The following is an 18,554-nucleotide window of genomic DNA, read 5'->3' on the forward strand; positions in this document are numbered from 1 at the left end:
ACTACTCAAATCTTAATGCTTCAATAGGATCTAACTTAGATGCCTTCATAGCAGGCAACAAGCCAAATACAACACCAATAATCGTACAAAACACTAAGCTTATACCAACGGCCAAATACGATACAATATATGGATAATTGAGATATTGTGTGATGAGATATCCTGAAATCAATCCTAGCATAATTCCCAGTATACCTCCTAAAACTGTCATTAAAATAGCCTCTACTAAAAACTGTCTCAAGATGACAATCCGACGAGCTCCTAAAGCTCTTTTCACACCTATTTCTCTGGTTCTCTCAGTGACAGATACAAGCATGATATTCATCACCCCAATCCCACCAACTATTAAAGAAATACTGGCAATACCAGCCAACAAAATAAAATTAGAGCGATTGAATTGTTCTAACTGTTGCTCAAATTGTTTAAAATTGCGAATTCCATAGGTATAATCAGATTTAGGTAAGGTTTCATTTAGCATATTTGCGACCTTTTGTCCTGATGTTTTTAGTTGGTCAGTTTTTTCTGTTTGCAATAAAAAAGTTGGTGCTACATCAATTTCTTCAAATACTTTTGACTTTTCTGATAGTGGGATAATCGCGGAATTTTCTGTTCCATATTTACGAGATTTTTCATCCTTATTACGGTAGACACCAATCACTTTGAATGGAGTGCCATTTATTTCAACATATCGTCCAAGCCCATCATCTTCTGGATATAGTTTATTATACGTTAGTTCATGCAAATAAGTAACCTGATTTACAAATCCTTGATCACTTTTTTTATTGCCTTTAATTATATCAAATAGTTTAAAATCGAGTAGTTTATTGGTACTTGCATATATTGTAGCACTTGTTTTTATATTACCATTAAATAGCTCATTTTGTTGTACATAGCTTTGCAGGATATCTTTTACACCTTCTTGTTTTTTGATATTATCCATCATCTCTCCACTAATTTTTGGAATATAATTTGGTGTGACAGGATTCTTTTTATCTGCGATAGTCGAGTCAAAAACAGATTTTTTATTGTACTCTATTTCAGTGATATTATTATTTCCACCAATTAGTTCGGTCTTCATTTTTGCTGTGTTTCCTTCAATGATGCTAAAAATCGCTATGATAGAAGTTATACCAATTATCACACCTAACATTGTCAAAATAGTTCTCATCTTATGAGCAAGAATTGACTGCAGTGCAGAAGATACTTCCTCCATCTACTCACCTCCACCAATGACTGCCTGTTCTAACAAAAGACCATCTCTTAACACAATCGTTTTATCACATAAATCAGCTACTTCAGGCTCATGCGTAATTAAAACTATCGTAGTCCCTTGATTATTTAATTCTCTAAATAAGGACATAATCTGAATACTATTTTTTGTATCCAATGCTCCTGTAGGTTCGTCTGCTAAAATAAAACTTGGTTTACTAACCAATGCTCTAGCTATCGCGACACGTTGTTTTTGACCGCCTGAAAGTTCGTTTGGGAAATAATTAACATGATCTTTTAGACCGACTAATTCTAATAATTTATAAGCTCTTTTTTTGCGTTCATTTTTTGATACACCTGAATAAATGAGTGGCAGACAAACATTATCAAGAATGGATAGTTTTGGAAGAAGATTAAAATTTTGAAAAACAAAGCCTATCTTTTGATTACGCAAATCAGCAAGGTCATCATCACTGAAATTACTGACTTTTTCTTCTTCAATAAAGTACTCACCTCGACTAGGTTTATCTAAACAACCAATAATATTCATCAAAGTAGACTTTCCTGATCCAGACGGTCCCATAATAGCGATAAATTCTCCATCTAACACTTCAAGGTCTATTCCCTTTAGTACTTTTTGTTCATTTTCGCCTTGAAAATAACTTTTCTGGATATTTTTTAATGTCAACATGTTACTTAATCTCAACCCCTTCCTTTACTTCAGATGTTGGCTTAACCAATCTATCTGTCATGGTCATACTTTTTGTAACTTCCACTGCATCATTATTTTTTTGCTTGAACTCAATTACCTCTTTTGTTGCTTTACCATGCGTAACCTTCCAAACAGACGCTGTTTTTCCTTTGATATCAAATAAAAACTTTTTTTCCACGATCATTTTCCCTGCGTCTTCATCATTAGATAAAAAGTTAGCATAAACATGTGTCCCTATAATTGGCATTTTATCTGATTTTTCAAGTAATATTTTATAAGGATATTTCGTGACATTTGGGTTATCCTCTTGTTTTTTGTTGTCGCCATCTGAGCCTAAATTAGCTATTTGTACTACTTTACCTTTCCAACGAATGGAAGGATTTTTTCTATCCACCAATTCGACTTGTTTATTTAACTCAACTTTTTCTCTGTCAAATTCGTTTACTTTTCCTGTCACGTACAATTCCGTTTGATCAACAATTTCCATAAACGTTTCTTCTTGTTTTTTTTCTTGAGATAATTTTGGTAATTCTTGATTGATGTATGTCACTTTTCCCTCACCGTCTGATGTCACCACGTCGTAAGACAGGCGTTCCTGTTCTACTTTTTCAAATTCTGTTAATTTTTTTAATTCAGCTTCCGCTGTTACTATGTCATTATCTCCTGATAAGGCTTCAGAATATTTCATCTCTATATCATTTTCTAACGTGTTTATTTCTTGTGACAATGTTTTTTTTTCTTCTTCGTCAGTTGAGTTATTTCTTTTAGTTTTTAATTCTTCTAACTCTGCAGCTTTTTTATTATATGATTCCCATTTTAAAGAAGCAGTTGTTCGAGCTGCTTGTAATTGACGTTCTTTTTCTTCTTTAGAGTATGTTGCTTCTTTCGTTTTTAGTTGTTGTTCTGTTGCATAAGAAAATAATTCTTGACCATTTTTAATTGTATCTCCTTCCCTAACTTTAATATCTTTAACTTGCCCTTTCGTTGAATCAATTTTTATCTTTTGGCTATTTTTAGCTATAACCTCTCCAGATAAAGTCAAATTAGGTTTAGTATATGATTCTGTCATCTCTTCAACTGTTCTTATCTCAAAAGGGGAGTTGCTACTATCTGGTTTATTCCCTTTATAGTAGCGATATCCACCATACGATACTATTAAGACAACTAACGTACTCATAAAAATTGTCTTCCATTTATTTTTTTTTATTCGCTTCATACGTCTCTCCTAAACGATATTACTCTGATTGTGCGTCTTGATTTTGCATTTCCGGGTCCATCTGAATAGTCGTTCCATCTTCCATAATATATTCTTCAACTTCTTTACCATCAACTGTTTTAGTTTGTTTTTTCCCTTTTGACTTAATATCATCTAAATTGACTTCTTTTACTGTCTCACTATCCTGCTTCTCACCATTTTTACTACAACCTACTAAAAATAAACCTGTACATAATAATAAAACGCTCATTTTTTTAATTCTCATCATTAACACTCTCCTTAAAATTTATAAACAAAGAATACCAAAGAGATTTGTAGTTCAAATAGTTTTAATCTGTAGTTTACCTGTATTTTTAGATCATGAGAAAACAAAAATATGGCATTTTTAGATATATGGAAGAATAGTAATTGCCTAAAATTAATGGTTAGTTTTAATATAGAGGAAATAATTATAAAAAAAACGACTGTTTAAAATCAGTCGAATTTAAATATCTAGGGAGATTTATTAATGGATAGACATAAAATTGATGACATAGAAGTTACTGAAAAATGCTACTAAGAGTAAATTATAAAATAATACGTTAGTGAGGTTATCGACTTTTTGAATAGTAAGGACGTTTGTTAAGATACCAGAAATTGTATTCGAGTAAACGTAGAAGTTTTCAAAATTGGTGGACGTCCGTGTCATGTTCCATAACCTAAATGGTTGTTGGACTCATTGTTATAATATATAATTGAAAACAAATTTATTACACCATACGTCGACTCTACACCTTGATATCAGAGAAGACCAAAAATAAGAAAAAACCGCATCATTTATGATACGGTTCTCCATTATTAATCCTGAAAGTTCGATAAATTTGTTCTGTTAAAATCAATTTCATTAATTGATGTGGATAAGTCAGTCGACCAAATGATAGTTTTTCATCACTTCTCTTTAACACATCTGTGGATAACCCAAGTGATCCTCCTATAATAAACACAAACTGACTTTTCCCACGTGTTGTTAATCTGTCTAGTTCACTAGCGAATTCTTCTGATGATAATTGTTTGCCTTCAATAGCTAAAGCAAAGACGTAATCTTGGTCACTTACCTTACTTAAAATGCGTTGTCCTTCTTTGTCCTTAACTTGTTTCATCTCTATCTGGCTTAGGCTTTCTGGTGCTTTTTCATCAGACACCTCTATCATCTCTAATTTGCAATATCGACTCAAGCGTTTACTATACTCATCGATCCCCTGTCTCAAATATTTCTCTTTTAATTTGCCTACCGTAATGATTTTTATTTTCACTTTTATCCATCCGTTCTCTTTATTTTTATACTAAAAAAATTATCCACAGTTTTACTCACAATCAAAAAATTTCTATTATAAAGATTTTTTACTTACCCACTAAATTGTGGATAAGTTATGTTGATAACTTTTTTATTTCTCGCCTTCACATTTTTTTCTTAAATTCATTATTTCTTCATATTTTAAAAAAATATCTTAAGTTTTTCAAGTATTGTTCCAATATAACCACTAATATTAGACTAATACCACGTTCTTATCTTATAATAGGTTAAACATAAATTTAAAGGAGGATGACATCTATGAGAAAAGACGTCACACCAAACGAAGAACAAAAGCGTGAAACGATACATAAAAAAAATAATCCTACTCCATCAAACCCCTCTCTTTTTAAGCGTTTTGGTATTTCATTAGCCGCTGGTGCATTGGGTGGGCTACTCGTAGTAGGGGGTTCTGCTTATATAAATGACCATAATGCGTCAAGCTCCAATAATGCGTCAACTACAACTGCACCTGTTGAAAAAGGAAAAACAACTGTCAGCAATGTGAATGTCAATGTTGAATCCGAAGTAACAAAGGCAGTTGAAAAAGTTGAAGATGCTGTTGTATCCGTTACAACTTACCAAAAAAGTAATTCTGAATTATCCGATATAGAAAAAATATTTGGTCCTGCTTCTGGTTCACAATCATCTAAAGATGAATTACAAGAAGCTGGTGAAGGTAGTGGTGTTATCTACAGAAAAGATAATGGAAAGGCTTATATTGTAACTAATAATCATGTTGTTGCTGGTGCTAGTGCTGTCAGTATTATGTTACATAGTGGTAAAAAAGCTGATGCCAAAATCATAGGAACAGATACCTATAGTGACTTAGCTGTTCTTGAAATTTCCGATAAAGACGTTACCACTATAGCTGAATTTGGTAATTCAAACAACGTAAAAGTTGGTGAAACTGTTCTAGCAATCGGTTCTCCTCTTGGATCAACTTTTGCAAACTCTGTTTCTCAAGGAATTATCTCAGCAAAAGATCGTATGATTACAAATCAAACATCTGATGGTGCGATTATTAATAGTAAAGCTATTCAAACAGATGCGGCAATTAACCCAGGTAACTCTGGTGGTGCTTTGATCAATACTGCTGGACAAGTTATTGGAATCAATTCAAGTAAAATCGCTCAAGCAGCTTCTGGTGTGAGTGCTGAAGGGATGGGATTTGCTATTCCAAGTAATGAAGTAGTTAATATCATTAATCAACTTGAACAAGGTAAATCTGTCGCTCGTCCTATGCTTGGTATAAAAATGGTTAATTTAAATGTATTAAAAACAGAAGACAAGAAAAGTGTTCTAAAATTAGATGATAAAATTACTAATGGTGTCGTAGTTGCCTCTGTTGAGAAGGATACACCTGCTGCAGCTGCTGGTTTGAAGCAATATGATGTCATTACTAAAATAGATGGGAAAGACATTTCTAGCACAACTGAACTACAATCCATTCTTTATTCTAAAAACATTGGTGATAAAATAGAATTGACTTACTATCGCGATGGAAAAGAAGCAAAAACAACGGTTAACTTGACTGAAGATTCCAGTAAATTAGAAGAACAACAAAAACAGGCTCAAGAACAACAAACAGAACAAAGTGGTAATAACTCAACTAACCCTTTTAACTAATATAAATTAAAAACGCCCCAATCAATCATGCACTATGACTGATTGGGGCGTTGCTTTTTAACTAAATTGCAAATAAATCACAGGCTTTATCAGGGTCAGTGTCCATAATGTTAACTTGACCACCTGCATCAATACCATGTTGTTGTAAAATACCTGTTACTGTCATATTAGCTAACTCTTTTATATTATTCTCTTTACTTAAATGCCCTAAATAAATGTGTTTGGTTCGATCACCAATAAATTCAGTAGCAGCTAGTGCACCATCTTCATTTGATAAATGGCCTTTATCACCTAATATCCGTTGCTTAGTATTCCATGGATAACGACCCATCCGCAACATATTAGGGTCATGATTACTTTCTAATAAGTAAGCATCAGCATTTTTTATGATGCCTTTAACTTGTTCACTGCAATATCCAGTATCGGTTAAAACAACAAACGATTTATTATCCTTATAAAATCGATAAAATTGTGGCGCTATTGCATCATGGGATACGCCAAAACTTTCAATATCCATATCACCAAAAGTCATAATTTTTCCCATATCAAATATATTTCGTTGTTCAAAAGGAACATTTCCTATTGATTTTTCCATCGCTTGCCAAGTTAATTCATTAGCATAAATATCTAAATGATATTTTCTTGCTAAAACACCTACCCCATGAATATGATCACGATGTTCATGAGTTACCAAAATTGCATCTAAATCTTCTGGCGAGCGATCAATGGATGATAGTAAACTCGTGATTTTTTTTCCACTAAGACCAGCATCAACTAGTACTTTTCGTTTATCTGTTTCAATATATAACGAATTACCAGTACTTCCACTAGCCAGTACACTAATATTAAAACTTGTTTCTGACACTATTAAATGCATCCTTCCCACTAGCTACTTATTAATAACCTCTGATACAGAAGATGAAATGACCGCATTAGTAAAAGCGTTCACACGTTCTGTTTGTGTCACATTTTTACTACTTTCAACTGAAACAAACCACGCTGGAATATAGACATCCTTTCCTCGAACCGAAAAAATACGCGTATAACCTAAGTGTATCCATTTAATTGTATCGCCAGATTGAATGCGATTATTAGTATATAAACTAATAATCGCATCACGCTCAGAAATGACACTTTGTATTTCACGTAGTGGCTCAATGCGACTAATGTGTGTTTGCTTATAGCTAGATATATGATTATTTTCAAATTTATCTTGAGAAACAATCACAGATAATTGAGCTGTTTCATCATAAAATGGAATACCTTCATATGTTTGATTGTAAATATAATTCTTTAACGGAATGGTTTCCTCTTCGTTTAATACATAATCTATTCCATATAATATATTGGATGAATTACGAATAAAATTATCAAGTGACTCAATGGCATTTGTTTTTTTTATGACGACATCAGATTGAATCATCAGTTGACTAGTCAGTTGATGATTGTTCACTTGCCATGATTGGTCAGTCAATTTTTCACGTGCATCAGTTGCTAAGTCATCTTCTTCTGCTGAGAGATAGTATCCCTCTTTTTTCACTTTTGACAGATTGCTAGGGACTTCAATATGTTCAGCCTTTAAACGTCCTTCTAAATTTTCTGAAATACTTCCTGTTGAAATATAATCTTGAGGCTCTCTTCCTTCTTGATAGATATAGAATAAAAACATGTTCAAAAATAAAAACACAATAAAAAAGATGCCTTCAACTCGTCTAAAATCCATTAAATCTGGCCTCCTTTAGCCAGTGTTTTTTCTAACTCTTCTTGAGTCATCCAATTGTCATCATATTTTATATACCAAGAAGGGACTAAATCAATGGCTTGTTGCGTTTCTTTATTTTGCTCCCACTTGTATCCTATCTGAATATCTATTATTTTAGACATATCTGCACCTTGATTTTTCAAATGATCAACTAATTCTTGAGTGGGTACAAGAGTCACAGAATCGTCTGAAGGTAAAGGAATTTGCAAGGTATCTTGATTGGCTTTAATAAACACATTTTTATTTTGAACAGTCGTTGCCAGACACCCTTTCATATTATCACCAAATACAGGGAATCCTTCTACATAATTTCTATATACCACTTCATTACTAGTATCTGAAAAATATCGTAGATTACCTAAAGATGTCCCCATGTCTTCTACATATTGAAACGTATCATAATATAAGCTATTTTCATTTCCAACATGACTCTGTTTTAACTTACCAAAATAATTCACTTCACCTGTTTGACTATCAATAGTTAATGACTCTCCCTCACTATTTGACAAACTTAAGTTTTCACCTTCATTTGAAAACAAATCATTTGGTTGATTGAAAAAGCCATGTGAAAACGTCGTAAAAGACTGTGTGGCAATAATATAACTATAAGTTTTGAGCTTGGCACTATCAGCTAAATAATAGATACCTGCGACATTATCTGTAGATAATAGGGCGTTTACATAATTATTATTTTCAGCATCAAGTATTGAAGTAATACTAGAAATATTTCCTTTAACCTCAACTTCTACTCCTAATTTATTTTTGTAATTCACAAAGTAAATTTTTCCATCATCTAGTGACATAATTAACCAATTAAACATTAAGTTTTTACTATCACGTGGCAAGGAGATAGATAAATTATTCATATTGATGAATAAAGAGGCTGGAATAGCACTTGGATAAACCAAATTAAATAAATCGCGTTGCGTAATTAGACTTTCTACTTGGCCTGTTGTCATAGTCCGAGCAGTCCCAAATTCAAGTGACACAATTTTCTCATGCAAACTTGTCATGGTAGATTCTTTATTAGAGTACAGAAAACGATCTCCATTCCCGTGATGATAAAATAACTTGGTTGGCATATATACTTCCGTCATATCTTTTTTCTGCACAACGGCTTTGACCTTCGCTGTTCTATCTTGAAAACTGCGATTAGCAGGTTTTGTCCAAATTTTCCAAGATAAAAATAAACTAAGTAGCACCATTAAAATGACACCAATCTTTAACAGATTCTCTCCTAATTTACTCATTCCCATAGATCCTCCTCGTAGGGTTCATAAGGTAGTGAAATAAAGAATGTCGAACCTTTATTCTCTTCGCTTTCTGCCCAAATATTTCCACCGTGTGCTAGTATTGATTCTTTTGATATAGCCAGTCCTAAACCAGAACCGCCCATTGCACGGGAGCGTGCTTTATCAACACGGAAAAAACGATCAAACACTCTGCCAAGATTTTGTTTTGGAATACCTAATCCTTCATCAGAAATACTTAATACGACATTTTTGTGTGTTTCAAGTAAACGACAAGTAATCGTTCCACCATCTGGCGAATATTTCATGGCATTATTTAAGATATTATCCAATACTTGAATCATGCGATCAGTATCAATATCGACCCAAATCGCTCGTTGAGTAAATTCTCGTTTAATCACATAATTTCTATCACTATCCTTAATCACCATATCAAAACGATCTAACACATAATTAAACAATTCATTTAAATGGACTAATTCTTTTTGTAACTCAATTTTATTGGCATCCATACGTGATAATTGAAGTAAATCATTAATCATCCGAATCATGCGATTGGTTTCTTCTTGTGTAACTTTTAAAAATTGTGGGGCAACTTCTGAATCTTGCCATGCGCCATCAAGTAAAGCTTCAATGTAGCTTTTCATACTTGTTAGAGGTGTTCTTAACTCATGAGATACATTTGAAACAAATTGGCGACGTTCTTCTTCGTCTTTTTCTTTTTTGGTCACGTCATGAAGCACACATACTAATCCACTGATAAAACCAGACTCTCGCCGAATCATTGAAAACTCTGCACGAATAAGAGTTGTTTCACTAAAATCTTCACTAAAATCAAGTAACACATCTTCTTGTACTTCTAGTAAGTCCCTAAAGCTATACTTATCTCCTAATTTTAATAACTCTAAAATGGATTGATTGATGACATCTTCAGTACCAATTCGCAGTAAATTTAACGCTGTGTCATTAATTAAAATGATGTTTCCACGACGATCGGTTCCGATAACACCATCAGACATATGAGTTAGAACGCTATCTAAGCGACGCCTTTCAGCATCCATGGTTTCTTGTGTTTCTTTAACACGATAAGACAGTTCATTAAATGTCTCCCCTAATTGTCCTAATTCGTCTTTCCCATAAACTTCCACTTGTCCTGAATAATCACCATTAGCAATTCTATCTGCTTGTTGTTTCATTTCGCCAATAGGCTTTGTAATCGTTCTAGATACAAGCAGCGCTATGATTAACGTAAAGATAAGTGCAATCATCGATGCATAGAAAAATATCAACGTAATCTCACTAACTTGTTGATACTTACTTTCTATATTGCTTTTAACATATAATGAACCAATTACCGTATCACCAGTGGGAGAATATATTTGTTCAATATTAATAAATACCCTCTGCCCCGTTTTTGGGTCTGTCCGTTCTTCTTTTTTTTGATTAAATGAATTAAATAATTCATAATCATTTTTTTTTCCAACATCTCCTTGTAGATTTGGATCACTTGTTGCCATAACAATCCCTTTATCATCTACTAAACGAACTTCTAAAATTTCGTTTTTAGAAAATTCATCTAAAATTCGCTTTAAATTAGATTCTTGTTGTGAATCATTTTTTTTGCTAATTTCAGAACTTAAATTGGTCGCGAGTGTTTCAACTTGGTTAGTCACATTTTCCTCAAACGTTTGAATGGTTGATGTTTCAAGCACTCGGATAAAAATAGCTCCGACAATCTCAATCGAAATCATCAATAATAGCACAAACACCAAAGCAATTTTAAAGTGAACAGATGAAAAAAAGGGCGTTCTATTTTTTTTCATTATATGCTTCACCTAATCTTGTTCTGGATTTCTAAGATAATAACCAACACCACGTCGTGTAATTAACCAATTAGGATGACTAGCATTATCCTCTATTTTTTCTCTCAAACGCCGTACCGTCACATCCACTGTACGCACATCACCAAAATAATCATACCCCCAAACCGTTTGAAGTAAATGCTCACGTGTCATAACTTGTCCAATATGTTTTGCAAGATAATGGAGCAATTCAAATTCACGATGCGTTAACTCAATGGTTTCACCTCGTTTTGATACCACATAAGCATCTGGATGAATAGTTAACGCACCAATTGTTAATTCATTACTTGGTGCTTCTTCCGTTTTAGACGTTGTATTACCATGTCGACGTAAATTAGCTTTCACACGCGCCACTAATTCACGATTAGAGAATGGTTTTGTCACATAATCATCTGCTCCAAGTTCCAATCCTAACACTTTATCTATTTCGGAATCCTTGGCTGTTACCATAATAATCGGTGTATCATACTTTTTACGCACATCACGACACACTTCCAAACCATCTTTTTTGGGTAACATTAAGTCCAAAATAATTAAATCCGGATTTACTTCATCCACCATTTCAACTGCCTCTTCACCATCAAAAGCGGTAAAAACTTCATATCCTTCTTTTGTTAAATTAAATTTTACTATATCTGAAATAGGCTTCTCATCATCTACAACTAGTATTTTTTTCACTATTGGTCACCATCCTCAATTCTTCATTATCATAAAAGTCATCCCCACTATTATACAACATTTTGAATACTTAAAAAACATTTCCGATTTTCAGAATCATTTCAAACTTTTTTGACAATTTTCAGTAAATATCACTTATTTTTTTCGGTATTTTGCATATGCATAAGAAAAAAATGACGATTTTATATTAGTTGATATATCAATGTTTATAAACATTCTAATCTGTGTTATTTAATTAACTTGTTTTTTTCATTGTGACTTTCCTGTATATAACTTAAACTTAATATATAAATTAATTCATTTAATTTATTCGGCTAATAATTGAAGTAAGACTAGGTTTCCCCTTCCCTTACAAAGTCTAGTCTTATAGAAGCAAAAAAAGTTGAGATGTGATCTCAACTTTTTTTGTATCCTCTTTTATTATGCTAAAAAATCAAGCTTTCACCTGTGTTTTAATCGCATTTAATTTTGACTTCAATGAATCAATATGGCTTTCCGTTGGCTCAACTTCTAGTCGTTCAAAGACACTAACCATTGTTTTTAACTCTTCATCATCTAATTCATCGATAATATCTAATAAATTTTGATTGTCTTGTAATTTATCTTTTACTAACAATTTATACTTTAGGCGATTTACAGATTCTGTAGTTTTCTCAATCCCTCTTTTGGTTAGTTTAGTGATAGTGATTAGACCTATGACACCTGTTGCTACAATGGCACATTTTGTTGATTTTTTCATACTAATCATCCTCCATCTCTTTACAAGTTATTATAACATCAAAGAATTTTTTCTTGTACTAAAACCCCTTCTTTATATAACAACACTCTTATCATCTCTCGACAGATTGACTGTTTAACGGCGTAAAAATAAAAAAACATTGACAAATAAGTTCATACTCACTCATTCCACAATGTTTTTCTTATTTTATGGGCTGTAAGGGGCTTGAACCCTTGACCCACGGATTAAGAGTCCGTTGCTCTACCAACTGAGCTAACAGCCCAATAGTTAACGGGTCTATTATATCACTTGTTATTTTTTCACGCAAGAAATTTTCTAGATTTTACGTACTTTCATTGGAACGATATTTCTAGACCTTTCTCCCTCATTCTGTATTAATTCGGCTAATTGATATAAACAATCAATGTCTTCTAAGTTGCCTATATCGAGGCCTATTTCTTCACCTAATGTTAATAAATCTGCTTCTGGAGTTCCTATTAATAAATTCTCGACTTCCAGTAAAACCAATTCTTTTAAATTTTTAGTCGTCTCGGCTAATTGTAGCCCTTGTGAACATTTTTCGTGAAAATATAGAAATTCAAAAAATTTTACCAAAATGAGAAGAATTTTCTCAAAACATTTCTTTCCTGCAATAACTTCATGGGGAAAAATATCTAATAAGACATCTTGTAGCGCTTGCTCATTCCAATTATCTAATGTCTGAAAGTGATAATCAAACATATATTCACTAAAGGACATAATAACTCTTCGAGACATTCTCCGTTCAGAATAGTTAAGTTGTCTATAATAAAATGTTTTTTCAAATACATTTAATTTTTCTTTGGTATCACTCATCGCTTCTTCAAATAAATGATTCGCTTTTTCTAAATAATCATTTGCCATTATCTCACCATCTTTTCTGATATCATCTATTTTTCAAAAAAGGGGATTAATACCTTATTCATTAAACGTATCATGTAAATTTTAAGGTAACCACCTTTTATAAAAGTCATCTATACTATTTATTATTATATAGATAATTTAATATAAGTTTATGAATAGTTTCGTCTGATGAGACGACAAATTTGGTTTTTTTCAAATTTTTTTTCTATTTACTTTTATACTTAGTATGTCTATACTAGAAACTATTGGTTAAGCATTTTTATTTTATGAGAATTTTTTCTTTTTCACCTAAAACACAATAGATAGTAGCTTTCAATAATCCAAACACAATATCTAGTGTTTCATTATTGACTTTTTTTTATTTCAAGCTATACTTATATTTATATTAAGAAGAACAAATTAGGAGGAAGAACTCATGAATACAATCACACTATACACAAAAAACAATTGTCCACAATGTTTAATGACAAAGAAATTTTTAGCACAAAAAAATGTTGAATTTAATGAAATTAACATAGATAAAGAACCACAATATATTGATTCATTGAAAGAACAAGGTTTCCAAAGTGTGCCTGTTTTAAAAACAATGGATGAAAATATGACAATTGTTGGTTTTAGACCTGATCAATTAAGAACGTTGGCGGTTTAATCATGAAACTAGTCTTTTTTTCTTTAACCGGACAGACAAGACGTTTTATTAACAAACTAGACCTTCCTTTTCATGAAATTGACACAACCAATCCTTTTCATGAAATCAATGAAGACTATCTATTAATCGTTCCTACTTATGACAAAGAAGTCACAGAAGTAGTGAACGATTTTATTGAGTACAAAACCAACCAAGAGCACTTACTAGGTGTCGCTGGTGGTGGCAATCTTAACTTTGGAGACTTATTTGTCTTTACTGCAAAAGACATTGCAAAAGATTATGGCATTCCTCTTGTGTTTTCTTTTGAATTTAGTGGCACAAATGACGATGTAAAAAATTTTAAGAAAGTAGTGAATGAATTTGAGTCTAAAAGATCTGACTGACGTAACTTATTTCGAATTAAATAACGAAATCAACCGCCCCGTAAATGATCAAATTCCCTTATATAAAGATAAAGAGGCTTTAGATGCCTTTTTTAAAGAAAACGTGGAGCCAAATACGAAACAATTTTCTTCTATAAAAGAAAAATTGACATTCTTAACTGAAAATGAGTATGTAGAAGAAGAATTTTTATCTCTTTACTCACTAGAGTTTATTGAATCACTATATGCGTATCTAGCGTCTCAATCATTTACCTTTAAATCATTTATGGCAGCTTACAAGTTCTACTCTCAATATGCCTTAAAAACAAATGATGGCACACAATATTTAGAGCGCTATGAAGACCGTGTAGCGTTTAACGCCTTGTACTTTGCTAACGGTAATGAAGAACTGGCTATGAGTTTAGCAGATGAAATGATTCATCAACGCTACCAACCAGCAACACCATCCTTTTTAAACGCTGGACGTAAACGTCGTGGTGAATTAGTGTCTTGTTTCTTAGTGCAAGTAACTGATGATATGAATAGCATTGGTCGCTCAATTAACAGTGCACTACAATTATCACGTATTGGTGGTGGTGTTGGAATCACACTATCAAACTTGCGTGAAGCTGGAGCACCAATCAAAGGATTTGAAGGAGCAGCAAGTGGTGTCGTTCCTGTCATGAAATTATTTGAAGATAGTTTTAGTTATAGTAACCAACTTGGTCAACGTCAAGGTGCTGGTGTGGTTTACTTAAACGTCTTCCATCCGGATATTGAAATGTTCTTATCAACAAAAAAAGAAAATGCTGACGAAAAAATTCGTGTTAAAACATTATCACTTGGTTTGTTAGTCCCAGATAAGTTTTATGAATTGGCTCGTAACAATGAAGACATGTACTTATTCAGTCCATATAGTGTGGAAAAAGAATATGGCGTACCATTTTCTTACATTGATATTACAGAGGAATATGACAACTTAGTTGCTAACCCACGTATTAGAAAACAAAAAATTGACGCTCGTTACTTAGAAAATGAAATTAGTAAATTACAACAAGAATCTGGTTATCCTTATATCATCAACATTGACACTGCCAACCGTACAAACCCTATTGATGGTAAAATCATTATGAGTAACTTATGTTCTGAAATCTTACAAGTCCAAAAACCATCTGTCATTAACGATCGCCAAGAATATGACGTCCTTGGAACAGATATTTCTTGTAACTTAGGCTCTACAAATATTGTCAACCTAATGGATAGTCCAGACTTTGGAAAATCTGTTAAAACCATGACACGAGCTTTAACTTATATCACAGACGCTTCTGATATCGAAGTTGTTCCATCAATCCAAAACGGCAACCGACTAAATCATACAATTGGTTTAGGGGCTATGGGATTACATACTTACTTTGCTAAAAATCAAATGGAGTATGGTTCAGAAGAGTCATTAGAATTTACAGATGTGTATTTCATGTTATTAAACTATTGGACTTTAGTTGAAAGTAACAATATTGCAAAAGAACGCAACGAATCATTTGATAACTTTGAAAAATCAAAATATGCTACTGGAGAATACTTTGATCTCTACATTAATGAAGAAATTAAACCCTCTTCTGATAAAGTCAAAGAATTATTCGATGGTATTTTTATTCCAACAGCAAAAGACTGGGAAGAATTGAAACAATCCATTAAAGAATTTGGTTTATACCATCAAAACCGTTTAGCTGTAGCACCTAATGGCTCAATTTCTTATATCAATGATACAAGTGCCAGCATCCACCCAATCACTCGTTTGATTGAAGAACGTCAAGAAAAGAAAATTGGGAAAATCTATTACCCAGCACCTTTCTTATCAAATGACACCATGCCGTATTACACGTCCGCTTATGATATGGATATGCGTAAAGTCATTGACGTGTATGCAACAGCTCAAAAACATATTGATCAAGGGATGAGTTTAACGCTATTTATGCGCTCAGATATACCTGAAGGCTTGTATGAATGGAAAACAAAGACAACAAAACAAACAACACGTGATTTAAATATCTTACGTCACTACGCATTCCATAAAGGCGTTAAATCAATTTACTACGTTCGTACTTATACTGATGACGATGAAGAAATTGGTAGCAACCAATGTGAAAGCTGTGTTATTTAAGGAGGAACAATAAATGACAACGTTAGACAATAGCTATTACCAAGCAATTAACTGGAATGCTGTTGAAGACATTATTGATAAGTCCACTTGGGAAAAATTGACAGAACAATTTTGGTTGGATACACGTATTCCTTTATCAAACGATTTAGATGATTGGCGTAACTTTAACGACGATCAAAAAGAAAATATTGGCCTGGTATTTGGTGGTTTAACACTACTAGATACGATTCAATCTGAAAGTGCTATCGAAGCCTTACGCAAAGACAGCCGCACACCTCATGAAGAAGCTGTGTTAAACAATATTCAATTTATGGAATCTGTTCATGCCAAAAGTTACTCATCCATCTTTAGTACACTAAACACTAAGGCTGAAATCGAAGAAATTTTTGAATGGACAAACACCAATCCTCAACTACAAAAAAAAGCTGAGATTATTAATGAAATTTATTTAAATGGATCCCCATTACAAAAAAAAGTAGCGAACGTGTATGCTGAAACGTTTCTTTTCTACTCTGGTTTCTACGCACCTTTGTATTATTTAGGAAACAATAAATTAGCAAACGTAGCCGAAATTATTAAATTAATTATCCGTGACGAGTCCGTTCATGGGACTTATATTGGGTATAAATTCCAACTAGGTTTCAATGAATTAAGCACGAAAGAACAAGAAGAAATGAAAGAATGGATGTATGACTTACTCTTCACTCTTTATGAAAACGAAGAAGTCTATACCGATTTGTTGTATGATAAATTAGGTTGGACAGAAGAAGTCAAAACATTCTTACGCTATAATGCAAATAAAGCCCTAATGAACTTAGGGATGGATGCCTTATTCCCAGATACAGCCAATGACGTCAACCCTATCGTTATGAATGGCTTATCAACTGGAACAAGCAACCATGACTTTTTCTCTCAAGTAGGAAATGGTTACTTACTTGGTACAGTGGAAGCCATGGAAAATGATGATTATCTAATTGGTATGTAACATTAAAAAGACTCACCCATTTATTACAAAACTATAAAAACATACCCGTTTTATTTCACATAAATTCAACGGGTGTATTTTTATAGTTAAAAGAATATCTCACCAGTAGAAGTAAAATAAAAAAAGCCCTCCTTAATTATCAAGGAGAGCAATTATTAATTAAAAAAGCGATTATATCTTTTTGTAATAGATGTCATGGCTAATAAACAGAGACTAGAAATGATAAATACCATATTAACACCCAGCTTATCTGATACAATACTTAACAAGATTAAACTTAAAGAAAAAATCAAGGAGTATAATACACTACTGGCTGAATAAACTGATGCAATTTTTTCTGAGGGTATTGTTTGTTGTATGACTGTCACTTGAGGAATATTTTTCATTATTTTTCCTACTTTCACTTAGGTGAATAATTCATCACCTGTTTAAAGTATTTACACTAAGCGAAATAGTCTAACTTTGTCACATAGGATACTACAATGGATTTGTTTCAGTCCACCACTTTTAAATTAAAAAATAAAACACCCCTTTATAAAGAGTGTTTTTTCAAGCAGGTTAATTATCTGTCATCATAAATAGGCTTTTATTTTTATTCAAGATTAATAGTAGAATAACCATCGTCACAACACCAGTCAGTAAACCACTTATCCCATTTGCCACTAATGAATACGTCACTGGAGATAGTCCCCAAATGGCATATTTACCCCAAAAGATAAACCCCGCAATAAAATGAAAAATGTAACGTGCTAACACACCGACAAATGTCCCTGAGACGACATAACGCCAAGCATTTGATGGATTAGTTTTCAGCGTTATTTGTAGTTTTTTATTGAATAAACCAGAAAAACCAGCCGCTGCAAAAGCAAAAATGTATTCAACAATAACTTGAGAGACGGTTAAAAAATAAACTTGTCCCATTAAAAAATGTAGTAAGCCCCAAACTAACCCCGCATATATTCCCGGTATAGTTCCACGACGTAATGCGTATAATGTTAAGGGAATCATTCCTAAAGAAATGGAAAATCCTGTTCCTATATTTAATGGGATAAACGATAATGACATTGATAATGCGGCAACGATCGTCCCCTCTAAAATAATTCTTGACCTTTTCGACATAAAAAAACT

At 32.8% G+C, this 18,554-nt stretch carries 19 protein-coding genes and 1 tRNA gene; 5 read left to right on the forward strand and 15 right to left on the reverse strand.

The features are described from left to right. Position 1: 1 nt before the first annotated feature. From AC37UB_RS08415 to rlmH, 5 genes are all read right to left on the reverse strand, one after another. Positions 2-1,213, reverse strand: coding sequence for an ABC transporter permease (locus AC37UB_RS08415; RefSeq protein ID WP_490685600.1), 1,212 nt, complete (start codon positions 1,211-1,213; stop codon positions 2-4). Further along, entirely contained in the window at positions 1,214-1,900 is a 687-nt protein-coding gene (locus AC37UB_RS08420; protein ID WP_118251243.1) for an ABC transporter ATP-binding protein, read from the reverse strand. Position 1,901: 1 nt separating this feature from the next. Beyond that, positions 1,902-3,137 carry an HlyD family secretion protein gene (locus AC37UB_RS08425; RefSeq protein WP_490685601.1) on the reverse strand — a complete coding sequence of 412 codons (1,236 nt, stop codon included), beginning with the start codon at positions 3,135-3,137 and terminating at the stop codon, positions 1,902-1,904. A 19-nt stretch (positions 3,138-3,156) separates the two neighbouring features. After that, complete coding sequence (locus AC37UB_RS08430; protein WP_084657150.1) at positions 3,157-3,405, reverse strand: hypothetical protein; 249 nt, start codon at positions 3,403-3,405, stop codon at positions 3,157-3,159. 544 nt (positions 3,406-3,949) lie between these two features. Beyond that, a complete protein-coding gene (gene rlmH / locus AC37UB_RS08435; protein ID WP_490685602.1) occupies positions 3,950-4,429 on the reverse strand; it encodes a 23S rRNA (pseudouridine(1915)-N(3))-methyltransferase RlmH in 480 nt (159 codons plus the stop codon). Positions 4,430-4,728: 299 nt separating this feature from the next. On the opposite strand from rlmH, the gene AC37UB_RS08440 reads away from it, so the two are divergent. Next, positions 4,729-6,096 (forward strand): S1C family serine protease, encoded by a 1,368-nt coding sequence (locus AC37UB_RS08440; protein WP_490685603.1) that lies wholly within the window; start codon positions 4,729-4,731, stop codon positions 6,094-6,096. A 61-nt stretch (positions 6,097-6,157) separates the two neighbouring features. Here AC37UB_RS08440 and AC37UB_RS08445 read toward each other — a convergent pair whose 3' ends face one another. The 8 genes from AC37UB_RS08445 to AC37UB_RS08480 all read right to left on the reverse strand — a co-directional run bounded on the left by AC37UB_RS08445 (position 6,158) and on the right by AC37UB_RS08480 (position 13,269). After that, entirely contained in the window at positions 6,158-6,973 is an 816-nt protein-coding gene (locus AC37UB_RS08445; RefSeq protein ID WP_490685604.1) for an MBL fold metallo-hydrolase, read from the reverse strand. Positions 6,974-6,985: 12 nt separating this feature from the next. Next, positions 6,986-7,819: a two-component system regulatory protein YycI gene (locus tag AC37UB_RS08450; protein WP_490685605.1), complete on the reverse strand. Its 834-nt coding sequence runs from the start codon at positions 7,817-7,819 to the stop codon at positions 6,986-6,988. Continuing rightward, positions 7,819-9,108, reverse strand: a complete 1,290-nt coding sequence (locus AC37UB_RS08455) for a YycH family regulatory protein (protein WP_490685606.1) — start codon at positions 9,106-9,108, stop codon at positions 7,819-7,821. Before AC37UB_RS08455 ends, AC37UB_RS08450 begins: the two co-directional genes overlap by 1 nt. Then, positions 9,105-10,931 (reverse strand): cell wall metabolism sensor histidine kinase WalK, encoded by a 1,827-nt coding sequence (gene walK / locus AC37UB_RS08460; RefSeq protein WP_117973461.1) that lies wholly within the window; start codon positions 10,929-10,931, stop codon positions 9,105-9,107. Before walK ends, AC37UB_RS08455 begins: the two co-directional genes overlap by 4 nt. 12 nt (positions 10,932-10,943) lie before the next feature. After that, positions 10,944-11,648, reverse strand: coding sequence for a response regulator YycF (yycF, locus tag AC37UB_RS08465; protein WP_241699562.1), 705 nt, complete (start codon positions 11,646-11,648; stop codon positions 10,944-10,946). Positions 11,649-12,081: 433 nt separating this feature from the next. Then, the gene (locus tag AC37UB_RS08470; protein WP_117973463.1) at positions 12,082-12,387 is read right to left on the reverse strand and encodes a hypothetical protein; all 306 of its coding nucleotides are present in this window, start codon (positions 12,385-12,387) and stop codon (positions 12,082-12,084) included. Between the two features lie 189 nt (positions 12,388-12,576). Next, positions 12,577-12,649, reverse strand: a tRNA-Lys gene (locus AC37UB_RS08475). Positions 12,650-12,702: 53 nt separating this feature from the next. Then, positions 12,703-13,269: a hypothetical protein gene (locus tag AC37UB_RS08480; protein WP_117973464.1), complete on the reverse strand. Its 567-nt coding sequence runs from the start codon at positions 13,267-13,269 to the stop codon at positions 12,703-12,705. A 415-nt stretch (positions 13,270-13,684) separates the two neighbouring features. Here AC37UB_RS08480 and nrdH point away from each other — a divergent pair, with 415 nt between their 5' ends. From nrdH to nrdF, 4 genes are read left to right on the forward strand one after another with little or no spacing between them, the layout of a single operon-like run. Then, a complete protein-coding gene (gene nrdH, locus AC37UB_RS08485; RefSeq protein WP_117973465.1) occupies positions 13,685-13,918 on the forward strand; it encodes a glutaredoxin-like protein NrdH in 234 nt (77 codons plus the stop codon). Positions 13,919-13,920: 2 nt separating this feature from the next. Continuing rightward, complete coding sequence (gene nrdI, locus AC37UB_RS08490; protein ID WP_117973466.1) at positions 13,921-14,301, forward strand: class Ib ribonucleoside-diphosphate reductase assembly flavoprotein NrdI; 381 nt, start codon at positions 13,921-13,923, stop codon at positions 14,299-14,301. Beyond that, on the forward strand, positions 14,279-16,441 hold the full coding sequence (gene nrdE, locus AC37UB_RS08495; protein ID WP_117973529.1) for a class 1b ribonucleoside-diphosphate reductase subunit alpha: 2,163 nt from the start codon (positions 14,279-14,281) through the stop codon (positions 16,439-16,441). Before nrdI ends, nrdE begins: the two co-directional genes overlap by 23 nt. A gap of 13 nt (positions 16,442-16,454) precedes the next feature. Next, complete coding sequence (nrdF, locus tag AC37UB_RS08500; protein WP_117973467.1) at positions 16,455-17,426, forward strand: class 1b ribonucleoside-diphosphate reductase subunit beta; 972 nt, start codon at positions 16,455-16,457, stop codon at positions 17,424-17,426. 155 nt (positions 17,427-17,581) lie between these two features. On the opposite strand, the gene AC37UB_RS08505 is transcribed toward nrdF, so the two are convergent. Together AC37UB_RS08505 and thiT are read right to left on the reverse strand one after the other, a co-directional pair. Further along, positions 17,582-17,812 (reverse strand): hypothetical protein, encoded by a 231-nt coding sequence (locus AC37UB_RS08505; RefSeq protein ID WP_490685607.1) that lies wholly within the window; start codon positions 17,810-17,812, stop codon positions 17,582-17,584. A gap of 172 nt (positions 17,813-17,984) precedes the next feature. Beyond that, positions 17,985-18,545 carry an energy-coupled thiamine transporter ThiT gene (gene thiT, locus AC37UB_RS08510; RefSeq protein WP_117973469.1) on the reverse strand — a complete coding sequence of 187 codons (561 nt, stop codon included), beginning with the start codon at positions 18,543-18,545 and terminating at the stop codon, positions 17,985-17,987. Between the last annotated feature and the right edge of the window lie 9 nt (positions 18,546-18,554).

This window comes from Vagococcus changpingensis, assembly GCF_058211775.1.